Raw genomic sequence first — 15,116 nt, 5'->3', positions numbered from 1 at the left:
CCCCAGCGGCCTGCCCACCCTGCGCTTCCCCCCTGAGCTCCCCATCTCGAGCCGGGTGGAGGACATCACCGCGGCCATCTCCGCCCATCAGGTGGTCATCGTCGCGGGGGCCACCGGCTCGGGGAAGACGACGCAGCTGCCGAAGATCCTGCTCGCCATGGGGCGCGGCCGCCCTCGCCAGATTGGCGTCACCCAGCCCCGGCGCATCGCCGCGACGAGCGTGGCGGCGCGCGTGGCTCGCGAGGTCGGCACGGAGCTGGGCACGGACGTCGGCTACCAGATTCGCTTCGAGGACCGCTCGACCCGGCAGACGGCCGTGAAGTTCATGACCGACGGCGTGCTGCTCGCGCAGATCCACAGCGACCCGCTCCTGAAGCGCTACGACACCATCGTGCTCGACGAGGCCCACGAGCGCAGCCTCACCATCGACTTCCTGCTCGGGTGGCTCAAGCGCATCCTCCCCAGACGCCCCGACCTCAAGGTGGTGGTGAGCTCGGCCACCATCGAGACCGAGCGCTTCTCGCAGTTCTTCGGAGGGGCCCCGGTCATCCAGGTGGAGGGCCGGACCTTTCCAGTGGACGTGCTCTACGAGCCGCCCCCCGAGGACGACGAGCTCGCCGACTCCGTCGCCGATGCGGTGGCGAACGTGATCTCGCTCGACCCGAACGGGGACGTCCTCGTGTTCCTCCCCGGGGAGCGGGAGATCCGCGAGGCCGAGAACGCCCTGAACGCGCGCGAGCTCCGCGGCACGGTGGTGCAGCCCCTGTATGCGCGCCTGTCGGCCTCCGAGCAGTCGCGTGTCTTCGCCACCATCCCCCAGCGACGGATCATCCTCGCCACCAACGTCGCGGAGACGTCGGTCACCATCCCGGGCATCGTGTACGTCGTGGACACGGGGGTGGCGCGCCTGTCGCGCTACGACCCACGCTCGGGCACCACGCGCCTGCACATCGAGCCGGTCTCCCAGGCCAGCGCCGACCAGCGCAAGGGGCGCTGCGGACGCGTGCGCGAGGGCATCTGCGTGCGCCTCTACGACGAGGTGAGCTTCACCACGCGGCCCGCCTTCACCGACCCGGAGATCAAGCGCACCGGGCTCGCGGGGGTCATCCTGCGGATGAAGTCCCTCGGCCTCGGTGACGTCGAGGACTTCCCCTTCCTCGACCCGCCCCAGCCGAGGGCCATCGCCGAGGGCTGGCGGGTGCTCGAGGAGCTCGGGGCCATCGAGGGCAAGGAGCGCACCCTGACGCCGCTCGGGCACCAGCTCGCGCGCTTCCCGGTGGACCCGCGCATCGCTCGGATGATTCTCGCCGGCGCCGAGTACGGGTGCCTGGACGAGGTGCTCATCGTCGCCGCCGCGCTCAACCTGCAGGACCCGCGCGAGCGGCCACGGGAGCTCGCGCAGAAGGCGGACGAACTGCACCGGCGCTTCCGTGACGAGCACTCGGACTTCGCGGGGCTCCTCAAGCTGTGGGCGTTCGTGCGCGAGGCCGAGGAGCGCGGGACGTCCCATCTGCGGCGCGTGTGCCGGGACAATCTCCTGTCCTTCCTGCGGGTGCGCGAGTGGCGGGACGTCCAGCGCCAGCTCGAGGAGACCGTCCGCGAGCTTCGCCTGCCGCGCAAGGGCCGGGGCGCTCCAACGCGCGGGGACGCCCTGCACCAGGCGCTCCTCACCGGGCTCCTGTCCCGCATCGGCCAGTGGAATCCGGAGCAGCGCCACTACGTGGGCGCGAAGCAGACGCGCTTCACGGTCCACCCCTCGTCGGCGCTCGCGAAGAAGCCCCCTGCCTGGGCGATGGCGTTCGAGCTCGTGGAGACGTCCCAGCTGTTCGCGCGCACCGTGGCGAAGCTCGACCCGGAGTGGCTCGCGCCCGCGGCCCCCCACCTGCTCAAGCGCAGCTACTCCGACCCCCACTGGTCGGAGAAGTCCGCGCGCGCCATCGTGAAGGAGAACGCGACCCTCTTCGGGATCCAGGTCTTCAAGGAGCGCCCCGTGCCCCTGGCCAGCATGGACCCGGCCCGCGCACGGCTGATGTTCCTCGAGCATGCCCTGGTGCGCGGCGAGTACCGCACACGCGGGGCGTTCCAGGAGAAGAACCAGAAGGTTCTCGATCGCGTGGCGCGCCTGCGGGACAAGGCCCGGCGCAGCGAGCTGCTCGACAGCGAGGCGCTGCTGACGTTCTTCGACCAGCGCGTCCCGGCGGACGTGACGGACGGAGCGGGCTTCGAGGCCTGGCGCCGCAAGGCCGAGGCGGCCGACCCCGACGTGCTCGTCCTCTCCATGGAGGATGCCCTCTCGCACGACCCGGGCCTGTCCCCGGCGCACTACCCGGACACCGTCACCCTGCACGGCGCGTCCGTACCGGTGACGTACACCTTCGACCCCTCGGCCGAGGACGACGGCATCACCCTGAGCGTGCCGCTCTTGCTGCTCGCCCAGCTCGTCCCCGGTGAGCTCGACTGGACCATCCCCGGGTGGCAGCGGGAGAAGCTCACCGCCCTGCTCGAGCAGATCCCCCGCGCCCAGCGCAAGCAGCTGGGGCCGGTGCCGGAGCTTTGCGACCGTCTCGAGAAGGAACTGGTGCCCTTCCGAGGGCCGATGATTCCAGCGCTCGCGCGCGCGGTGTCCCGGCTGTGCGGCGTGGACGTGCCCGAGGAGTCCTTCCGGGCGGATGCCGTGGTGCCCTACCTGCGCATCACGCTCCGGGTGCTCGACGAGCGGGGAAAGGAGCTCGCGAAAAGCCGCGACGCCGACGCGCTGCTCGAGCAGCACGGGGGACATGCGCGGGCGGCGCTGCGCAGCGCGGCACCGGCTTCGGACTGGGAGCGCAAGGGGCTGACGGCCTGGACCTTCGGCGAGCTGCCCCCCTTTGTGACCCGGCGGGTCGGCGGGCTCGAGGTCCGCAGCTATCCCGCGCTCGTCGACCGGGGCGCTACCGTGGACCTGACGCTGCTCGAGACCTCCGCGGCCGCCGACGCGGCCACGCGCACGGGGGTCCGCCGGCTCCTGATGCTCGCCGCGCGCGGACACGTGGCCGTCAGCGCCGCGCGCATGCCGCCGCCCTTCCCGTCCCTGGACGGCGCGCCGCCCGCGCGGGGCAAGGCCGACGCCTTCCGGGCGCTCGTCCTCGCCCGCAGCGTCGACGATGCATTCAAGCTCGCACCGGGTGCGCCGCTGCCCCGCACGAAGGCGGCCTTCGAGGCGCTGGTCCATGAGGGCTCACCGCGCATCGAGCGCGAGGCCCGGGACTGGACGAACGCCGTCGTCGTCACCTCCTCGGAGCTCGCCGCGACGCTCGCCGCACTCAAGACAGCCTCCAAGGGGCCGAGCGGCGCGGCGGCCGTGCGGGACATCCGCTCGCAGCTCGGGCAGCTGTTCCCCGCGAACCTCATCGAGTGGATTCCCCTGGTGCGACTGCTGCACTACCCGCGCTACCTCCGCGCGGCCCAGGCACGGCTGTCGCGTGCAGTGGCGAACCCTCCCAAGGACGCAGGAAAGGCCGCGCCCTTCCTCCCCCTGTGGGAGTCCTTCCTCGCCAGGAGCGCCACCGCGCGTGACCAGGAGGCGGCGCAAGAACTGCGCTGGGCCTTCGAGGAGCTCCGCGTGGCCATCTTCGCTCCGGAGGTGACGACGCCCGTGTCGGTGACGGTGGCGAAGGTCGGCGCGGCCCTCGCGGCGCTGCGCTAGGAGCAGGTGGTGGTGCATCCGCGACGAGAGCCTCGGCTACGGGCTCGAATCCCGTCGGGGACACATCAAGTGTGTCCCTTGTGCGGCTTGAGCAGCTGCAGGGCAGCCACGGTCGTGAGCGACAGAACCGCGCCGAGCCAATAGAGCCGATAGGCGACAGCAGCTCCGACCGCGGCGGTAATCCAGATGCTCACGGCGGTCGCGATCCCCTGGATCTGTCCACTGCCCTTGACGATGACACCGCCTCCGATGAAGCCAATGCCGCTCAACACGGCCTGAAAGACATAGCCCTGAGCGCGCGCGTCGTCGGGGAAGGCATGCTGGCCGATGAGCAGGAATGCACACGCTCCCGTGCCGACGAGCGGAAACGTGCGCAATCCGGGCGAGAGCGCCCGGTGGTCTCGCTCCCACCCCACGGGCAGCCCCAGCGCGAACGCCACCGCGAGGCGAACCAACATGCTCAGGTCCAGGCCGAGTCCGTCCACCGTGAAACCTCAATCCTGATGGAGCTGCTCCTCGAGCAGCTCCGCCACGCTGCGTGGCGCGGCCTCGCCCAGCTCCAATTCCACCCGGTCGATGCTTCCGTTGAAGCGGAAGGGCAACCGGTCGCGGTAGCCGGGCCAGACCGGTGAGAGCGTGTCCTCTCCGACGTCGAGCGTCTCACCGAGTCCGAAGTACCCTGGCACCTGCCTGGCAATCCGCCCCTCGCCCACCACGGTGCCGTTGCAGAGGAGCCGCACCACGGCCGGCCCTCCTGGACGCCCCGGCGTCTCACAGGTGAACTCCATCCGAAGCTCGGCCTCGCCGCCGGGCAGTGCCGTCCCGGAGAGGACGTCGAAGCGCTCGAACCCGAACCAGTTGTAGTGGTAGCGCATCCGCCCGTCCTCCATGAACAGGCTCCATCCCGCGGTGTCCCCGCCCAGGCACACCAGCACGCCCTCGGCACCATCCTCGGGAAGTCGCGCGTGGAGGGTGATGGCGTGGTCGACGTTCGCCAGCTTGGGGCCGCTGCTCTCCGGCAGCCGCACCATGCCCGGGTAGAGGGTCAGCCGCCTGCGGCCAACGAAGAAGCCCGGCCGCAACGTCACATCCGCCCGCTCCGCGAAGCGGTCATCCAGCGGGAACACGTCGTACTTCGCCGCTTCCAGCAGGAACAGGTCCTGTAGCTCGCGCAGCTTCTTGGGGTAGCGGGCCGCCAGGTCCTCGGACTGACTGAAGTCCTCATCCAGGTGGTACAGCTCCCAGGTGTCCTCATCGAAGCTGGCGCTGCCCCGGGTGACCCAGGGGAGCCGCCCGTGCCGGCAGCAGGCCGTCCAGCCGTCGTGATAGAGCGCGCGGTTGCCCAGCATCTCGAAGTACTGCGTGGTGCGCGTGCTCTTCGCCTCCGCGTTGGCCCGGTCGAAGGTGTACGCCATGCTCACGCCTTCGATTGGCTTCTGCGGCACGCCGTCGACGCTGACCGGCTCGCGGATGCCGACGACCTCGAGGAGGGTGGGAACGACGTCGATGACGTGGTGGAACTGGAAGCGCTTCTGCCCCTTGTCGGCGATCCACGCCGGCCAGCTCACAATCATCCCGTTGCGGGTGCCCCCGAAATGGGACGCCACCTGCTTCATCCACTGGAACGGGGTGTCCCCGGCCCAGGCCCAGCCCACCGCGTAATGCGGCGTGGTTCCCGGCAGCCCCCACTCCCCCATCCGGGCGAGACTCGCCTCGATGGGCGGCTCGATGCCCTGCATGCTGGCGCTCTCGTTGAGGGTCCCGGTCAGTGAGCCCTCCGCGCTCGAGCCGTTGTCGCCGAGGATGTAGATGAAGAGCGTGTTCTCGAATTCTCCCAGCTCCTCGAGGACGTGCACCAGCCGGCCCACTTCGTGGTCGCAGTGCTCGAGGTAGTCCGCGTAGTTCTCCGCCTGGAGGCGGAGCAGCGCCTGCGCCTCGGCATCGAAGTGGTCCCAGGCCGGCAGCTCTTTCGGCCGGGAGGTCAGCCTCGTGCCCGGAGCGATGACGCCCAGTTCGAGCTGTCGCTGGTAGACGACCTCGCGGTAGTGGTCCCAGCCCATGTCGAAGCGACCGGCATTTCGCCCGCGCCAGTCGAGGGGCGGCTGGTGCGGGCCGTGCGCCGCGGCAGGGGCAAAGTGCACGAAGAACGGCCGCTCCGGGGCGATGGCCTTCTGCGCTCGCATCCAGGCGATGCAGTCGTTCGCGAGGTCTCGGGTGAGCTGGTAGCCCTGGTCCGGCGTGCCAGTGGGATTGACGGGGGTCGTGTTCCGGTAGAGCGCCGGATAGAACTGGTCCGTCCCTCCGCCGAGGAACCCGTAGAAGTAGTCGAAGCCGCGCCGGGTGGGCCAGTGCGTGAAGGGCCCCGCGGCGGAGGCCTGGTTCAGTGGGGTGGAGTGATTCTTTCCCCACCAACCGGTGGCGTAGCCGTTGGGTGCAAGCAGCTCCGCGATGGTCGCGCAGCTCCGCGAGAGGATTCCGCTGTAGCCCGGATAGCCGGTGGCCATCTCCCCCACCACCCCGAAGGAAGCCGAGTGGTGGTTGCGGCCGGTGAGCAGCGCCGCCCGTGTGGGAGCGCAGAGCGCGGTGGTGTGGAACTGGCAGTAGGTGAGGCCCTCCTGCGCCAGCCGCTCCGAGGTGGGCATGCGCACGAGCCCTCCGTAGCTGCTCGGCCACGCGTAGCCCACGTCGTCCAGCAGCACGAGCACGATGTTCGGCGCGCCCGGCGGTGCCTTCTGGAAGCCGGGGGAGTCGGGTTCCGAGTCCTTCCAGGTCATCCCGATCTTCGCATCCCGGAAGCGGTGCTCGGGCCTCGGGTAGGTGTCCCGTTCAATCCGCCTCGGAGTCCGCCCCTTCTTCTTCGCCATCGTCGCGTGCCTCCTCCCGAGAGATGAGGACGACGAACGCGACTGCAAGCCGCGGGCTCGGTCCGGCCAGCCGTCTGGGTGACACTCACGCGGGGCGCGCAGGCGAGGAGCCTCCAGCATGCGGCCCGCTGCATGGCACCCACGGTGGAGGCGCCAGGAGTGAGCCGGTCCTTGCCTGGCAGTCCGGTTGCGCGGGCGTCCCGGAGCGCTTGCGGTTTCACGCGGGCACCGTGACCTTCCAGGAATGAGGGTCGGGTTCCTTCAGGCGCTGTCGAGCATCGGGATCCTGGTGTTCTCCGTCTGCACCATGCTCGCCGTCGGCCTGAGTCACACGCTCCGCGAGATATCTGCCCCGCTGCTCGACTCGCGTGGGGCCATCCGCGCGCTGGTGGTGAACTTCGTACTCGTCCCACTGCTCGCGTACGGCGTGGTGCAGGTGGTCCCCTTGGACAGGTCCCACGCCACCGGCGTCATGCTCATCGGCATGGGGGCGGGTGCTTTATTCCTCATGAGGCTCACCGCGGTCGCGGGCGGCAACATGCCGTTGAGCGCGTCCCTGACGGTGCTCCTCATGTTGGCCACCGTCCTCTACCTGCCCCTGGTGGTCCCGCGGGTGGTGCCGGACGTGAAGGTGCGTCCGGCGGCAATCGCGTTGCCGCTGCTCTGGACGATGATTCTTCCCCTGGGAGCGGGGCTCTACGTCCGGGCCCGGCACCAGGCGCTGGCGGAGCGGCTCCGGCCCTGGTTGAGCAAGCTCGCCATGGTGGCGTTGGCCGTGCTGATCGCCGCAACCCTCGTGGCCAACTTCGGGGGCGTCGTGCGCATCATCCGCACAGGCGCCATCTTCGCCCCGCTGATCCTGATCCCGGGCGCCTTCTGCATCGGTTGGGTCTTCGGCCGCGAGTACCGCGGAGGGCACGTGGTGTTGGGGCTGGGCACCGGGCAACGCAACATCGCCGCGGCGATGGTGGTCGCCACCCAGGGGATGGGGGATCAGAACGCCGAAGTGATGGTCGTCGTCTCCTCGCTGGTCGGGTTCGCGGTCCTCTTCCCGATTGCGTGGCTCCTCGCGCGGCGCAGCCGGCGGCAGCGTCCGCTGCGGCACGGGGGCATGGTCCACGCCTGAGCGCTATCGCCGGCCACTCCGCCGCGTGAGCCTGTGAACGAGCAGGGCGATACCCGCCAGCACCTGCAAGCCGAGGATGATGCGCGTGGGCTCCACGACAGGCAGCCACGAAACCCTGTCTCCGCGGATGACAATGGCGCCGGCCGGACGCGCGCTCAGCCCAAAGCCCGTGCCCTCTCCACGCCCCGTGCCCTTCCTCGGGTTGCCCTCAGGGACCGGGCCTTCGCCCCCACCGCCGCCTCCACCGCCCCTCACGCGCGCGACGGGAATCACGGTGACTTCCCCCTGCTGGATGGGTTGGCCGAAGACGCTGCGCGCGGAGATGCTGTCGCGGGCCCGGTCGATGAGGTCGATGATGTCCATGGCGGATTCCTCTTCGAGTGCTCCCGCCAGAGATAGGCATGGCGGAAGCGCGAGCCATCACACCAGGCCGCTGGCCCGGGGCCAGGCTCGCCGTCAAGTCTGGGGCAAGGTTCCCGCCGTCGCGGGCGGGGCAGCGCGCTCCCCGAGCGCGAACAGCGCGAGCCCCAGCACGAGAAACGGCAGCCAGAGCGCTGACAGGGTGGCGCCCATCCCCGCGCTGACCAGCCCTGCTCCGCCGGCCTGTTGAAGCTCGGGCACCTCCACCATCATCTTCTCCGGTGGGGCGGCGGATGACATCTGTCTCACGAGCATCCAGGGCACGGAGACGGTCAGGACGAAGGCCTGGTGGAGGGCCGCGCTCGTCGTGTACGTCGCTTGCGTGGAGGCAGGGCGGACTCCGATTCTCCCCTCCCCGCTCCGGTGCACCGTCAGTTGATGGAGTGCGTCTCCTCGTTTGACTTCGAGAGAGACCGGAGCCGCTGCCGGGAGCGCACGGACGCGCTCAGACACTTCCCCGAAGGTTGCTGCCGGTGTGCCTCCGACCGCCACGATGCGATCGCCATTTCGCATCCCGGCCTGCTCCGCGGGAGAGCCGCTCTCAACAAGGACTTCCGAGGTGGGTGTCTGGACCTGGCTGAGGGCGCTCGCCCAGAACAGAAAGGCGAGCAGGAAGAGCAGCGCCGGAGGGACGATCCGCAGCGCCAGTCGCTTGCGCTTCGAAGCCTCGAAGGCCGCCGCTTCGTAGCGGGCCCCGAACGTCGGGATGCCGCGCACGCGAAGCACACGTGCCAGCGCGACGTGCAACAGCCAGATGAGCCCCGCGCCCATGAGCAACACCCGGGAAGCCCTGACGAAGGTCCAGAGCAGGACCAGGGCCGTGATGACCAACACCTTCTTCAAACGTGAGGACATTCACGCAATCCGTTTGCTGGGGCCATTCACGGCCATGAGCCCCGTCCTACCACAACACCTCCATGGCTTTTCGGGCCACGTCCGCCAGCACGGTGGGATGATGGGGCCCGCACCGGTCGCGGTGCTCCCATGAAGAACAGGCTCGTCGACTACTTCCGCCGCATCGCTCCTCTGTCGGACGAAGAAGCCCAGGCCATCCTGGACAGCATGGTGGTGAAGGCTTGTCCGAAGGGCGCGCACCTGCTCATGGCGGGCCAGGTCTGCACCGAGGCCTACTTCGTCCTCCAGGGCTGTGTCCGCCAGTACTCCATCGTCGACGGGGAGGAGCGGAGCAACGGGTTCTTCACCGAGGACGACTGGGTCCTCTCGATTCACAGCATGATGAACCAGACCCCGGCGGATCACTTCTGGGTCTGCGCGGAAGACACCACGGTGGTGGTGGGCACCGAGCAACGCGAGGGGGACCTGTATCGGCGCTTCCCCCGCTTCGAGAGCATCTCCCGGCTGGTGATGCAGAAGGTCCTGGCGGAGCAGCAGGAGTGGTTCGCGTCCTATCTCACGGACACTCCGGAGCAGCGCTACATCAAGCTCTCAAGGGCGCGGCCGGACATCCTCCAACGGATTCCCCAGTACCAGCTGGCCAGCTACATCGGCGTGAAGCCCGAGTCACTGAGCCGGATCCGGAAGCGCATCGCCACGCACGGCAAGCCGGCTACGCCGCGACGGAAGGCGTGACCGTCCGAAACCCCCTGGTGATGAGCCAGGCGCCGAAGACCAGCTCGAACAGGCCCCCGGGCCCGGAGAAGAAAATGCCCCACGGCAGCCCGAAGAGCTCGAGCACGCACCCCAGCGCCAGGAACCCGTAGCCCACCGCGCCCACCAGCGGGAGCCACGCGGGGAGAAGCCGGGAGCGGTACAGCGACAGGCAGAACGCCACGCTGCCGACCCCCAGGATGATCATCGCGAGCTGGTACGCCCAGAAGTTTCCCTTCGACAGAAGCTGGACCAGCGTCACCCGCTCCGGCTGTGCGGAGTCTCCGAGCTGGAGGATGCACAGCAGGAACACCACTCCGACAATGAGGGTCAGCGCCTCCATCACCCGCGTGCAGACGTACGCGACGGCGATGCCCTGGCTCCGCTCGCGGAGGATTGGAAAGAACAGCACGCCAATTCCGACGACGAAGAGGGAGTTCAACAGGAGCAGCAGCGTCCCCCCGACGAACAGCGTCCTCTGACCGGCCACCCAGGCCAGGTGCTCCGGCTCCTTCAGCACGGAGGTGACCAGCGCGGTGCCGATGCCGTAGGCAAGAAACGGCAGGAGGAAGAGCGCTCCCAGGGAGCGGGAGTGAAGGCGGGAGATGTTCATCGCGAGGGCTCCAGAACGTTCAGCGACGTTGTGGCCCCCAGACTGGCGGGGGGTGCCCTCGCGCGCATTGACGAGGATCAATAAGTGGGCGCGGCCCGGTCCACCCTACCCGCCTCGCGGGTCCAGGCTCCGGGCGAACCCGGGCTTGCGGCGCGCGTGCGAAGCCTGCTCGTAGGCGTAGGCGAGCTTGAGCAGCACGGGCTCGCTCCAGGCGCGGCCGATGAAGGACACCCCCACCGGCAGCCCATGAACATCACCCGCGGGCACGGTGATGCTCGGGTAGCCGGACACGGCGGCGGGCGTGGAGCTGCTGCCCAGCCAGTGGTCGCCCAGCACCAGGTCGATGGGGCCCGCCGGTGCCTGGGTCGGGGCCACGAGCGCATCCAGCTTGTGCTTGTTCATCACCGCGTCCAGGCCCTCGGCGCGCGAGTACCGGCGGCACGCCGCCAGTGCCTTCTTGTAGGCGGCGTCGGTGAGCGGACCCTTCTTCTGCGCCTGGAGCAGCAGCTCCTGGCCGAAGTAGGGCATCTCGCGCTCGCGGTGCTTCTCGTTGAAGGCGATGAGGTCCGCGAGCGTGCGCACGGGGGCGCCCTCGCCGAGCTGTGCAAGGTACGCCTCCAGGCCTGCCTTGAACTCATACAGCATCACTTCCAGCTCGGGCTCGTCGAGCTTCGCCACGTTGGGCAGCGCCACGAGGTCCACCAGCACGGCCCCTTGCGCCTTCATCACTTCGAGCGCGCGCTCCGCGAGGGCGTCCGTGGCCGGGTGGTAGCCGAAGAACCGCTCGCGAGGCACACCGATGCGCGCACCCTTGAGCCCTTGGGGGTCGAGGAACTTCGTGTAGTCCGCGTGGGCGTGGCCCCGGCTCGCTGCGGTGGCCGCGTCGCGTGGGTCTTCTCCCGCGAGCACGCCCAGCAGCGCCGCGGCGTCCGCCACGGTGCGCGTCATGGGGCCCGCGGTGTCCTGGGTCGAGGAGATGGGGATGATGCCCGCGCGGCTGACGAGCCCCACCGTGGGCTTCAGCCCCACCAGCGAACACGCGGACGCGGGCGAGACGATGGAGCCGTCCGTCTCGGTGCCCACCGACACGGCGCAGAAGTTGGCCGCGGTGGCCGCGCCTGAACCGGAGCTTGAACCGGAAGGCGTCCGGTCGAGCGCATACGGGTTGCGGCACAGGCCGCCGCGCCCACTCCAGCCGCTGGTCGAGTGCGTGGAGCGGAAGTTGGCCCACTCGCTGAGGTTCGTCTTGCCCAGGAGGACGGCGCCGGCGGCGCGCAGCCGCTCCACGATGAAGGCATCGCGAGGAGGCACGGCGCCCACCAGCGCGAGTGAGCCCGCGGTGGTCTGCATCTTGTCCGCCGTGGCGATGTTGTCCTTGATGAGCACGGGGATGCCGTGCAGCGGCCCGCGTGCGCCCTTGGCCTTGCGCTCGGCGTCCAGCGCGTCGGCCAGTGCGAGCGCCTCCGGGTTGAGCTCGATGACCGAGCACAGCGGAAGGTCCCCGGTGCGGTCGAGCGCACGGATGCGCGCGAGGTAGGCCTCCGTCAGCCCACGCGCGGTGTGCTTGCCAGACTCCAGGCCCGCCCGCAGCTCCGCGACCGTCACCTCTTCGAGCGCGAAGGCTCCGGCCGTGGTGGCCCCTGGCGCGGCGGCGGAGGGCGCCTGGGCGTGCGCATTCCGGACGGCCAGCGCCCCCGTCACGGCCGCCGCGGCCCCAAGAAGCGTGCGGCGGGAGAAGCCAGGGTTCACGTCGGAAGCAGCCGTCTTCTTCGTCATGGAGCAGGCACCCGGAATGTGGAGGGCGCCAGTGGACCAGATGCCCCCACCGGGAGGAAGGGCCACGGTTTGTAGCCCTCGCTCGCCTCGGTCACTCCAGGTTCGTCCGGAAGAACGTGGTCAGCTTTTCAAAGGGGATGAGGCCGACGCGGTCGTAGAGGTCCACGTGACTGCAAGGAGGGGCTCATGGCAGGTCTCCCGAATCGAAGCGTTCCCCTGTCTCTTCATCCGTGTCGCCCCAGGCCACCGGAATTGGCGGAGACACGGCCAAGGTCTCTCGCACCCACGCGAGCTGTGCTGGCTTCTCCGGCTGTGGGCTGAGCGGCTGCAGCTCCCGCTCGTAGTCACACGGACCAATCCGCATCAGGGTGCAGAGAACGCAGGCGCCCTTGGGGCGCCGCAGGTGGCCGGTCTGCGGATTCATGGCGAGCCGTCCCGCCCTGGCCTCCTCCAGGAGTTGCTCGATGACTCGCGCTCGGGACTTCTCGAAGTCGGCGGAGTCCCCGGTGATGTGCGGCGCGAAGATGACTCGCGCCCCCAGCTCGCTGCCATCCGGCGCGGCGCCGTACCTCAGGCGGATCTCCCGGGACATCAGCGACTCCAGCGGCTCCCCTGGCTGGGGAGCCCCCTTCACGAAGAGATCCTTCAACTCGGAGATGAGCGCGTTCGCGGTGCTCTGGCTGAAGCACAGCAGCACGGAGGGAAGGCTCTGGAAGAGCTGTCGGAGGAAGTACCTCCGCTTGCGGAAGCACTCACCGACGATGCCATCCCGCTGGGGGACCGTCATTGGCGGCAGCTTCGGATCCTCCGGGGAGGCCTTCGTGGTCCACTTCGCCGAGGGACACGCCACCATGTTCCCGTAGGAGAGATCCTCCCCGACCTGGAGCTTGTGCCCGCTCCAGCCCATCTGCTCCGCCACGGCGTCCAGCAACCCTTTATACGTCTCATACATCTTCTGGGGCTGGAGCTGGAGGGGCACCCGGCGAGCACCCGTCTCGTCCTCAGGCACTTGAAGCTCGAAGTCGGAGTACGGGGTGTCCTGCGCACCGCCGCCGAAGCGCTCGTAGTCGGCGCGCGGCACCTCCAGCTTGTCCACCGCGCGGTAGCGGAAGTAGTGCGCGTACTGCTGGTAGTCGTCGAACAGCGGGTAGAGCGACTGGCGCTTCGCGCTCCACCACGCGGGGAGATTGGGATTGATCCCCACCGCCATGATGGGGGCCTTGCGGCAGCCACTCAGCGCCTCGGGGACCAGGGGTGCGCGCCCTACGTACTTCGCCGGGTGGACGATCCCCGGCTCAGGAGGCGGGCGATCCTCCACGTAGTCGTAGCTGTGGTAGCTCCCCCACTGACGAAAGTAGGCGCAGGGATGGGGCGGCCGGAGGGGCTCCTGCGCCGAGCGCATGGCGTTGCAAGGCATGAGCTCGTAGATGAGCTCGACCTCGGTCGGAAGATTGCTCGTGGACATGTGTCCCCCCTTTGGCCACGACTCGAATGTAGGCCTCGCCCGAGTACAGTGGGGGCTCCCTGACGGTCAGGAGGCCCCCTGGTGAAAACGCTCCCCCTGCTTCCCCTGCTCTTCGCCTGTGTGGCGGCGCCCGGCGGCCCCGCGCTCGCGGCGGCGCCCGCGCCCACGGTCCTCGCGGGCCTGGACGCGCTGTACCCCGAGCTGGACGCGCTCTACCGCGACCTGCACCAGACGCCCGAGCTGTCACTCCAGGAGGAGAAGACGGCGGCGAAGCTGGCCGAGCGTCTGCGCAAGCTTGGCTTCGAGGTGACCCCGAAGGTGGGCGGGCACGGCGTGGTGGCCCTGTTGCGCAACGGCAAGGGGCCCACGGTGATGCTGCGCACGGACCTGGACGGGCTGCCGGTGGAGGAGAAGACGGGGCTGCCCTACGCCAGCAAGACAAAGGCGAAGGATGGAGCCGGGACGGAAGTCCCGGTGATGCACGCGTGCGGGCACGACGTGCACATGACGTCCTGGCTTGGCACGGCCACGCTGCTGGCGCGGACGAAGGACCAGTGGCGTGGCACGCTGATGCTGGTGGGGCAGCCCGCCGAGGAGATTGGAGCGGGGGCCCGGCAGATGCTGGCGGACGGCCTGTTCAAGCGCTTCCCCAAGCCGGACGTCGCCGTGGCCATGCACACCGTGGCCAATGCCGCGGCGGGGACGGTGAAGTTCACCCCCGGCTATGCGCTGGCGAGCGTGGACTCGGTGGACGTCACCCTCTACGGCAAGGGCGGGCACGGTGCGTACCCGCACACCACCGTGGACCCGGTGGTGATGGCGGCGCGAACCATCCTCTCGCTGCAGACACTCGTCAGCCGGGAGAAGAGCCCGCTGGAGCCGGCGGTAGTCACGGTGGGCTCCATCCACGGTGGCACCAAACACAACATCATCCCGGACGAGGTGCGCCTGCAGCTCACGGTGCGCACGTACAAGCCGGAGGTGCGCAAGGCGCTGCTGGCTGGCATCGAGCGCATCGCCAAGGCGGAGGCGATGGCCTCCGGAGCGCCCCGCCCGCCCGACGTCGCCGTCACCGAAGGCACGCCCGCTACGTTCAATGACCCTGCGCTCACGAAGCGGCTGGTGGACGCGGTGGCGAAGGTGATGGGCGAGAAGAACCTCAGCGAGACGCCATCCGTCATGGGCGGAGAGGACTTCTCCGAGTACGGCCGCGCGGGCGTGCCTTCCGTGATGCTGTGGCTGGGCATCACCGAGCCCAAACGCTTCGCCGAGGCCAAGGGCGCGGAGGAGGCGCTGCCCTCCCCGCACTCGCCCTTCTACGCGCCGGACCGCGAGCGCGCGCTGCGCACCGGCGTCACCCTGCTGACCACCTCCGCGCTGGAGCTGCTGGGCAAACCCTGAGGCCCCCATCCGGGCGACTCAGGCCTTCCACACGTTATTGACGGAGCGCCAATAGCGACCTATCGTTCCGATTAGCGAGGCGCCCGACCCTCCTCCTCCGCGCGCCCCTCCGCCTCGCCATCAGAGAAGCCCGCCGCGAAGCAGGAGGAGCTCATGCC

General features: G+C 69.5%; 11 protein-coding genes. 4 read left to right on the top strand and 7 right to left on the bottom strand.

Annotation, left to right across the window (positions count from 1 at the left end):
- Positions 1–3,685: ATP-dependent RNA helicase HrpA (gene hrpA / locus D7V80_RS05740; RefSeq protein ID WP_370452462.1), on the top strand; the 3,685-nt coding region annotated here is incomplete at its 5' end.
- Positions 3,686–3,750: 65 nt separating this feature from the next.
- On the opposite strand, the gene D7V80_RS05735 is transcribed toward hrpA, so the two are convergent.
- Together D7V80_RS05735 and D7V80_RS05730 are read right to left on the bottom strand one after the other, a co-directional pair.
- Positions 3,751–4,170 (bottom strand): MgtC/SapB family protein, encoded by a 420-nt coding sequence (locus D7V80_RS05735; RefSeq protein WP_233585158.1) that lies wholly within the window; start codon positions 4,168–4,170, stop codon positions 3,751–3,753.
- A gap of 9 nt (positions 4,171–4,179) precedes the next feature.
- Positions 4,180–6,549: an arylsulfatase gene (locus D7V80_RS05730; RefSeq protein WP_120587194.1), complete on the bottom strand. Its 2,370-nt coding sequence runs from the start codon at positions 6,547–6,549 to the stop codon at positions 4,180–4,182.
- Between the two features lie 244 nt (positions 6,550–6,793).
- Between D7V80_RS05730 and D7V80_RS05725 the strand changes: the two genes are divergently transcribed.
- The gene (locus tag D7V80_RS05725; RefSeq protein WP_120587193.1) at positions 6,794–7,675 is read left to right on the top strand and encodes a bile acid:sodium symporter family protein; all 882 of its coding nucleotides are present in this window, start codon (positions 6,794–6,796) and stop codon (positions 7,673–7,675) included.
- A gap of 3 nt (positions 7,676–7,678) precedes the next feature.
- Here the strand turns inward: D7V80_RS05725 and D7V80_RS05720 are convergent, their stop codons facing one another.
- Positions 7,679–8,038, bottom strand: a complete 360-nt coding sequence (locus D7V80_RS05720; RefSeq protein WP_120587192.1) for a spore germination protein GerW family protein — start codon at positions 8,036–8,038, stop codon at positions 7,679–7,681.
- Between the two features lie 93 nt (positions 8,039–8,131).
- On the bottom strand, positions 8,132–8,929 hold the full coding sequence (locus tag D7V80_RS05715; protein WP_233585159.1) for a PDZ domain-containing protein: 798 nt from the start codon (positions 8,927–8,929) through the stop codon (positions 8,132–8,134).
- 150 nt (positions 8,930–9,079) lie between these two features.
- Here D7V80_RS05715 and D7V80_RS05710 point away from each other — a divergent pair, with 150 nt between their 5' ends.
- Positions 9,080–9,685 carry a Crp/Fnr family transcriptional regulator gene (locus D7V80_RS05710; RefSeq protein WP_120587190.1) on the top strand — a complete coding sequence of 202 codons (606 nt, stop codon included), beginning with the start codon at positions 9,080–9,082 and terminating at the stop codon, positions 9,683–9,685.
- Here the strand turns inward: D7V80_RS05710 and D7V80_RS05705 are convergent.
- The 3 genes from D7V80_RS05705 to D7V80_RS05695 form a co-directional block, all read right to left on the bottom strand.
- On the bottom strand, positions 9,663–10,316 hold the full coding sequence (locus D7V80_RS05705) for a DUF4386 domain-containing protein (RefSeq protein WP_120587189.1): 654 nt from the start codon (positions 10,314–10,316) through the stop codon (positions 9,663–9,665). The genes D7V80_RS05710 and D7V80_RS05705 overlap by 23 nt on opposite strands.
- A gap of 105 nt (positions 10,317–10,421) precedes the next feature.
- On the bottom strand, positions 10,422–12,092 hold the full coding sequence (locus D7V80_RS05700; RefSeq protein ID WP_120587188.1) for an amidase: 1,671 nt from the start codon (positions 12,090–12,092) through the stop codon (positions 10,422–10,424).
- A gap of 184 nt (positions 12,093–12,276) precedes the next feature.
- Positions 12,277–13,557: a hypothetical protein gene (locus tag D7V80_RS05695; RefSeq protein ID WP_120587187.1), complete on the bottom strand. Its 1,281-nt coding sequence runs from the start codon at positions 13,555–13,557 to the stop codon at positions 12,277–12,279.
- 81 nt (positions 13,558–13,638) lie between these two features.
- Here D7V80_RS05695 and D7V80_RS05690 point away from each other — a divergent pair, with 81 nt between their 5' ends.
- Entirely contained in the window at positions 13,639–14,958 is a 1,320-nt protein-coding gene (locus tag D7V80_RS05690; RefSeq protein ID WP_120587186.1) for an amidohydrolase, read from the top strand.
- The last annotated feature ends 158 nt before the right edge of the window (positions 14,959–15,116 follow it).

Origin of the sequence: Corallococcus sp. CA054B, from assembly GCF_003611625.1 — a bacterium.
GTDB classification, from domain to species: Bacteria; Myxococcota; Myxococcia; order Myxococcales; family Myxococcaceae; genus Corallococcus; species Corallococcus coralloides.
This window is presented reverse-complemented; position numbering and strand designations above follow the sequence as displayed.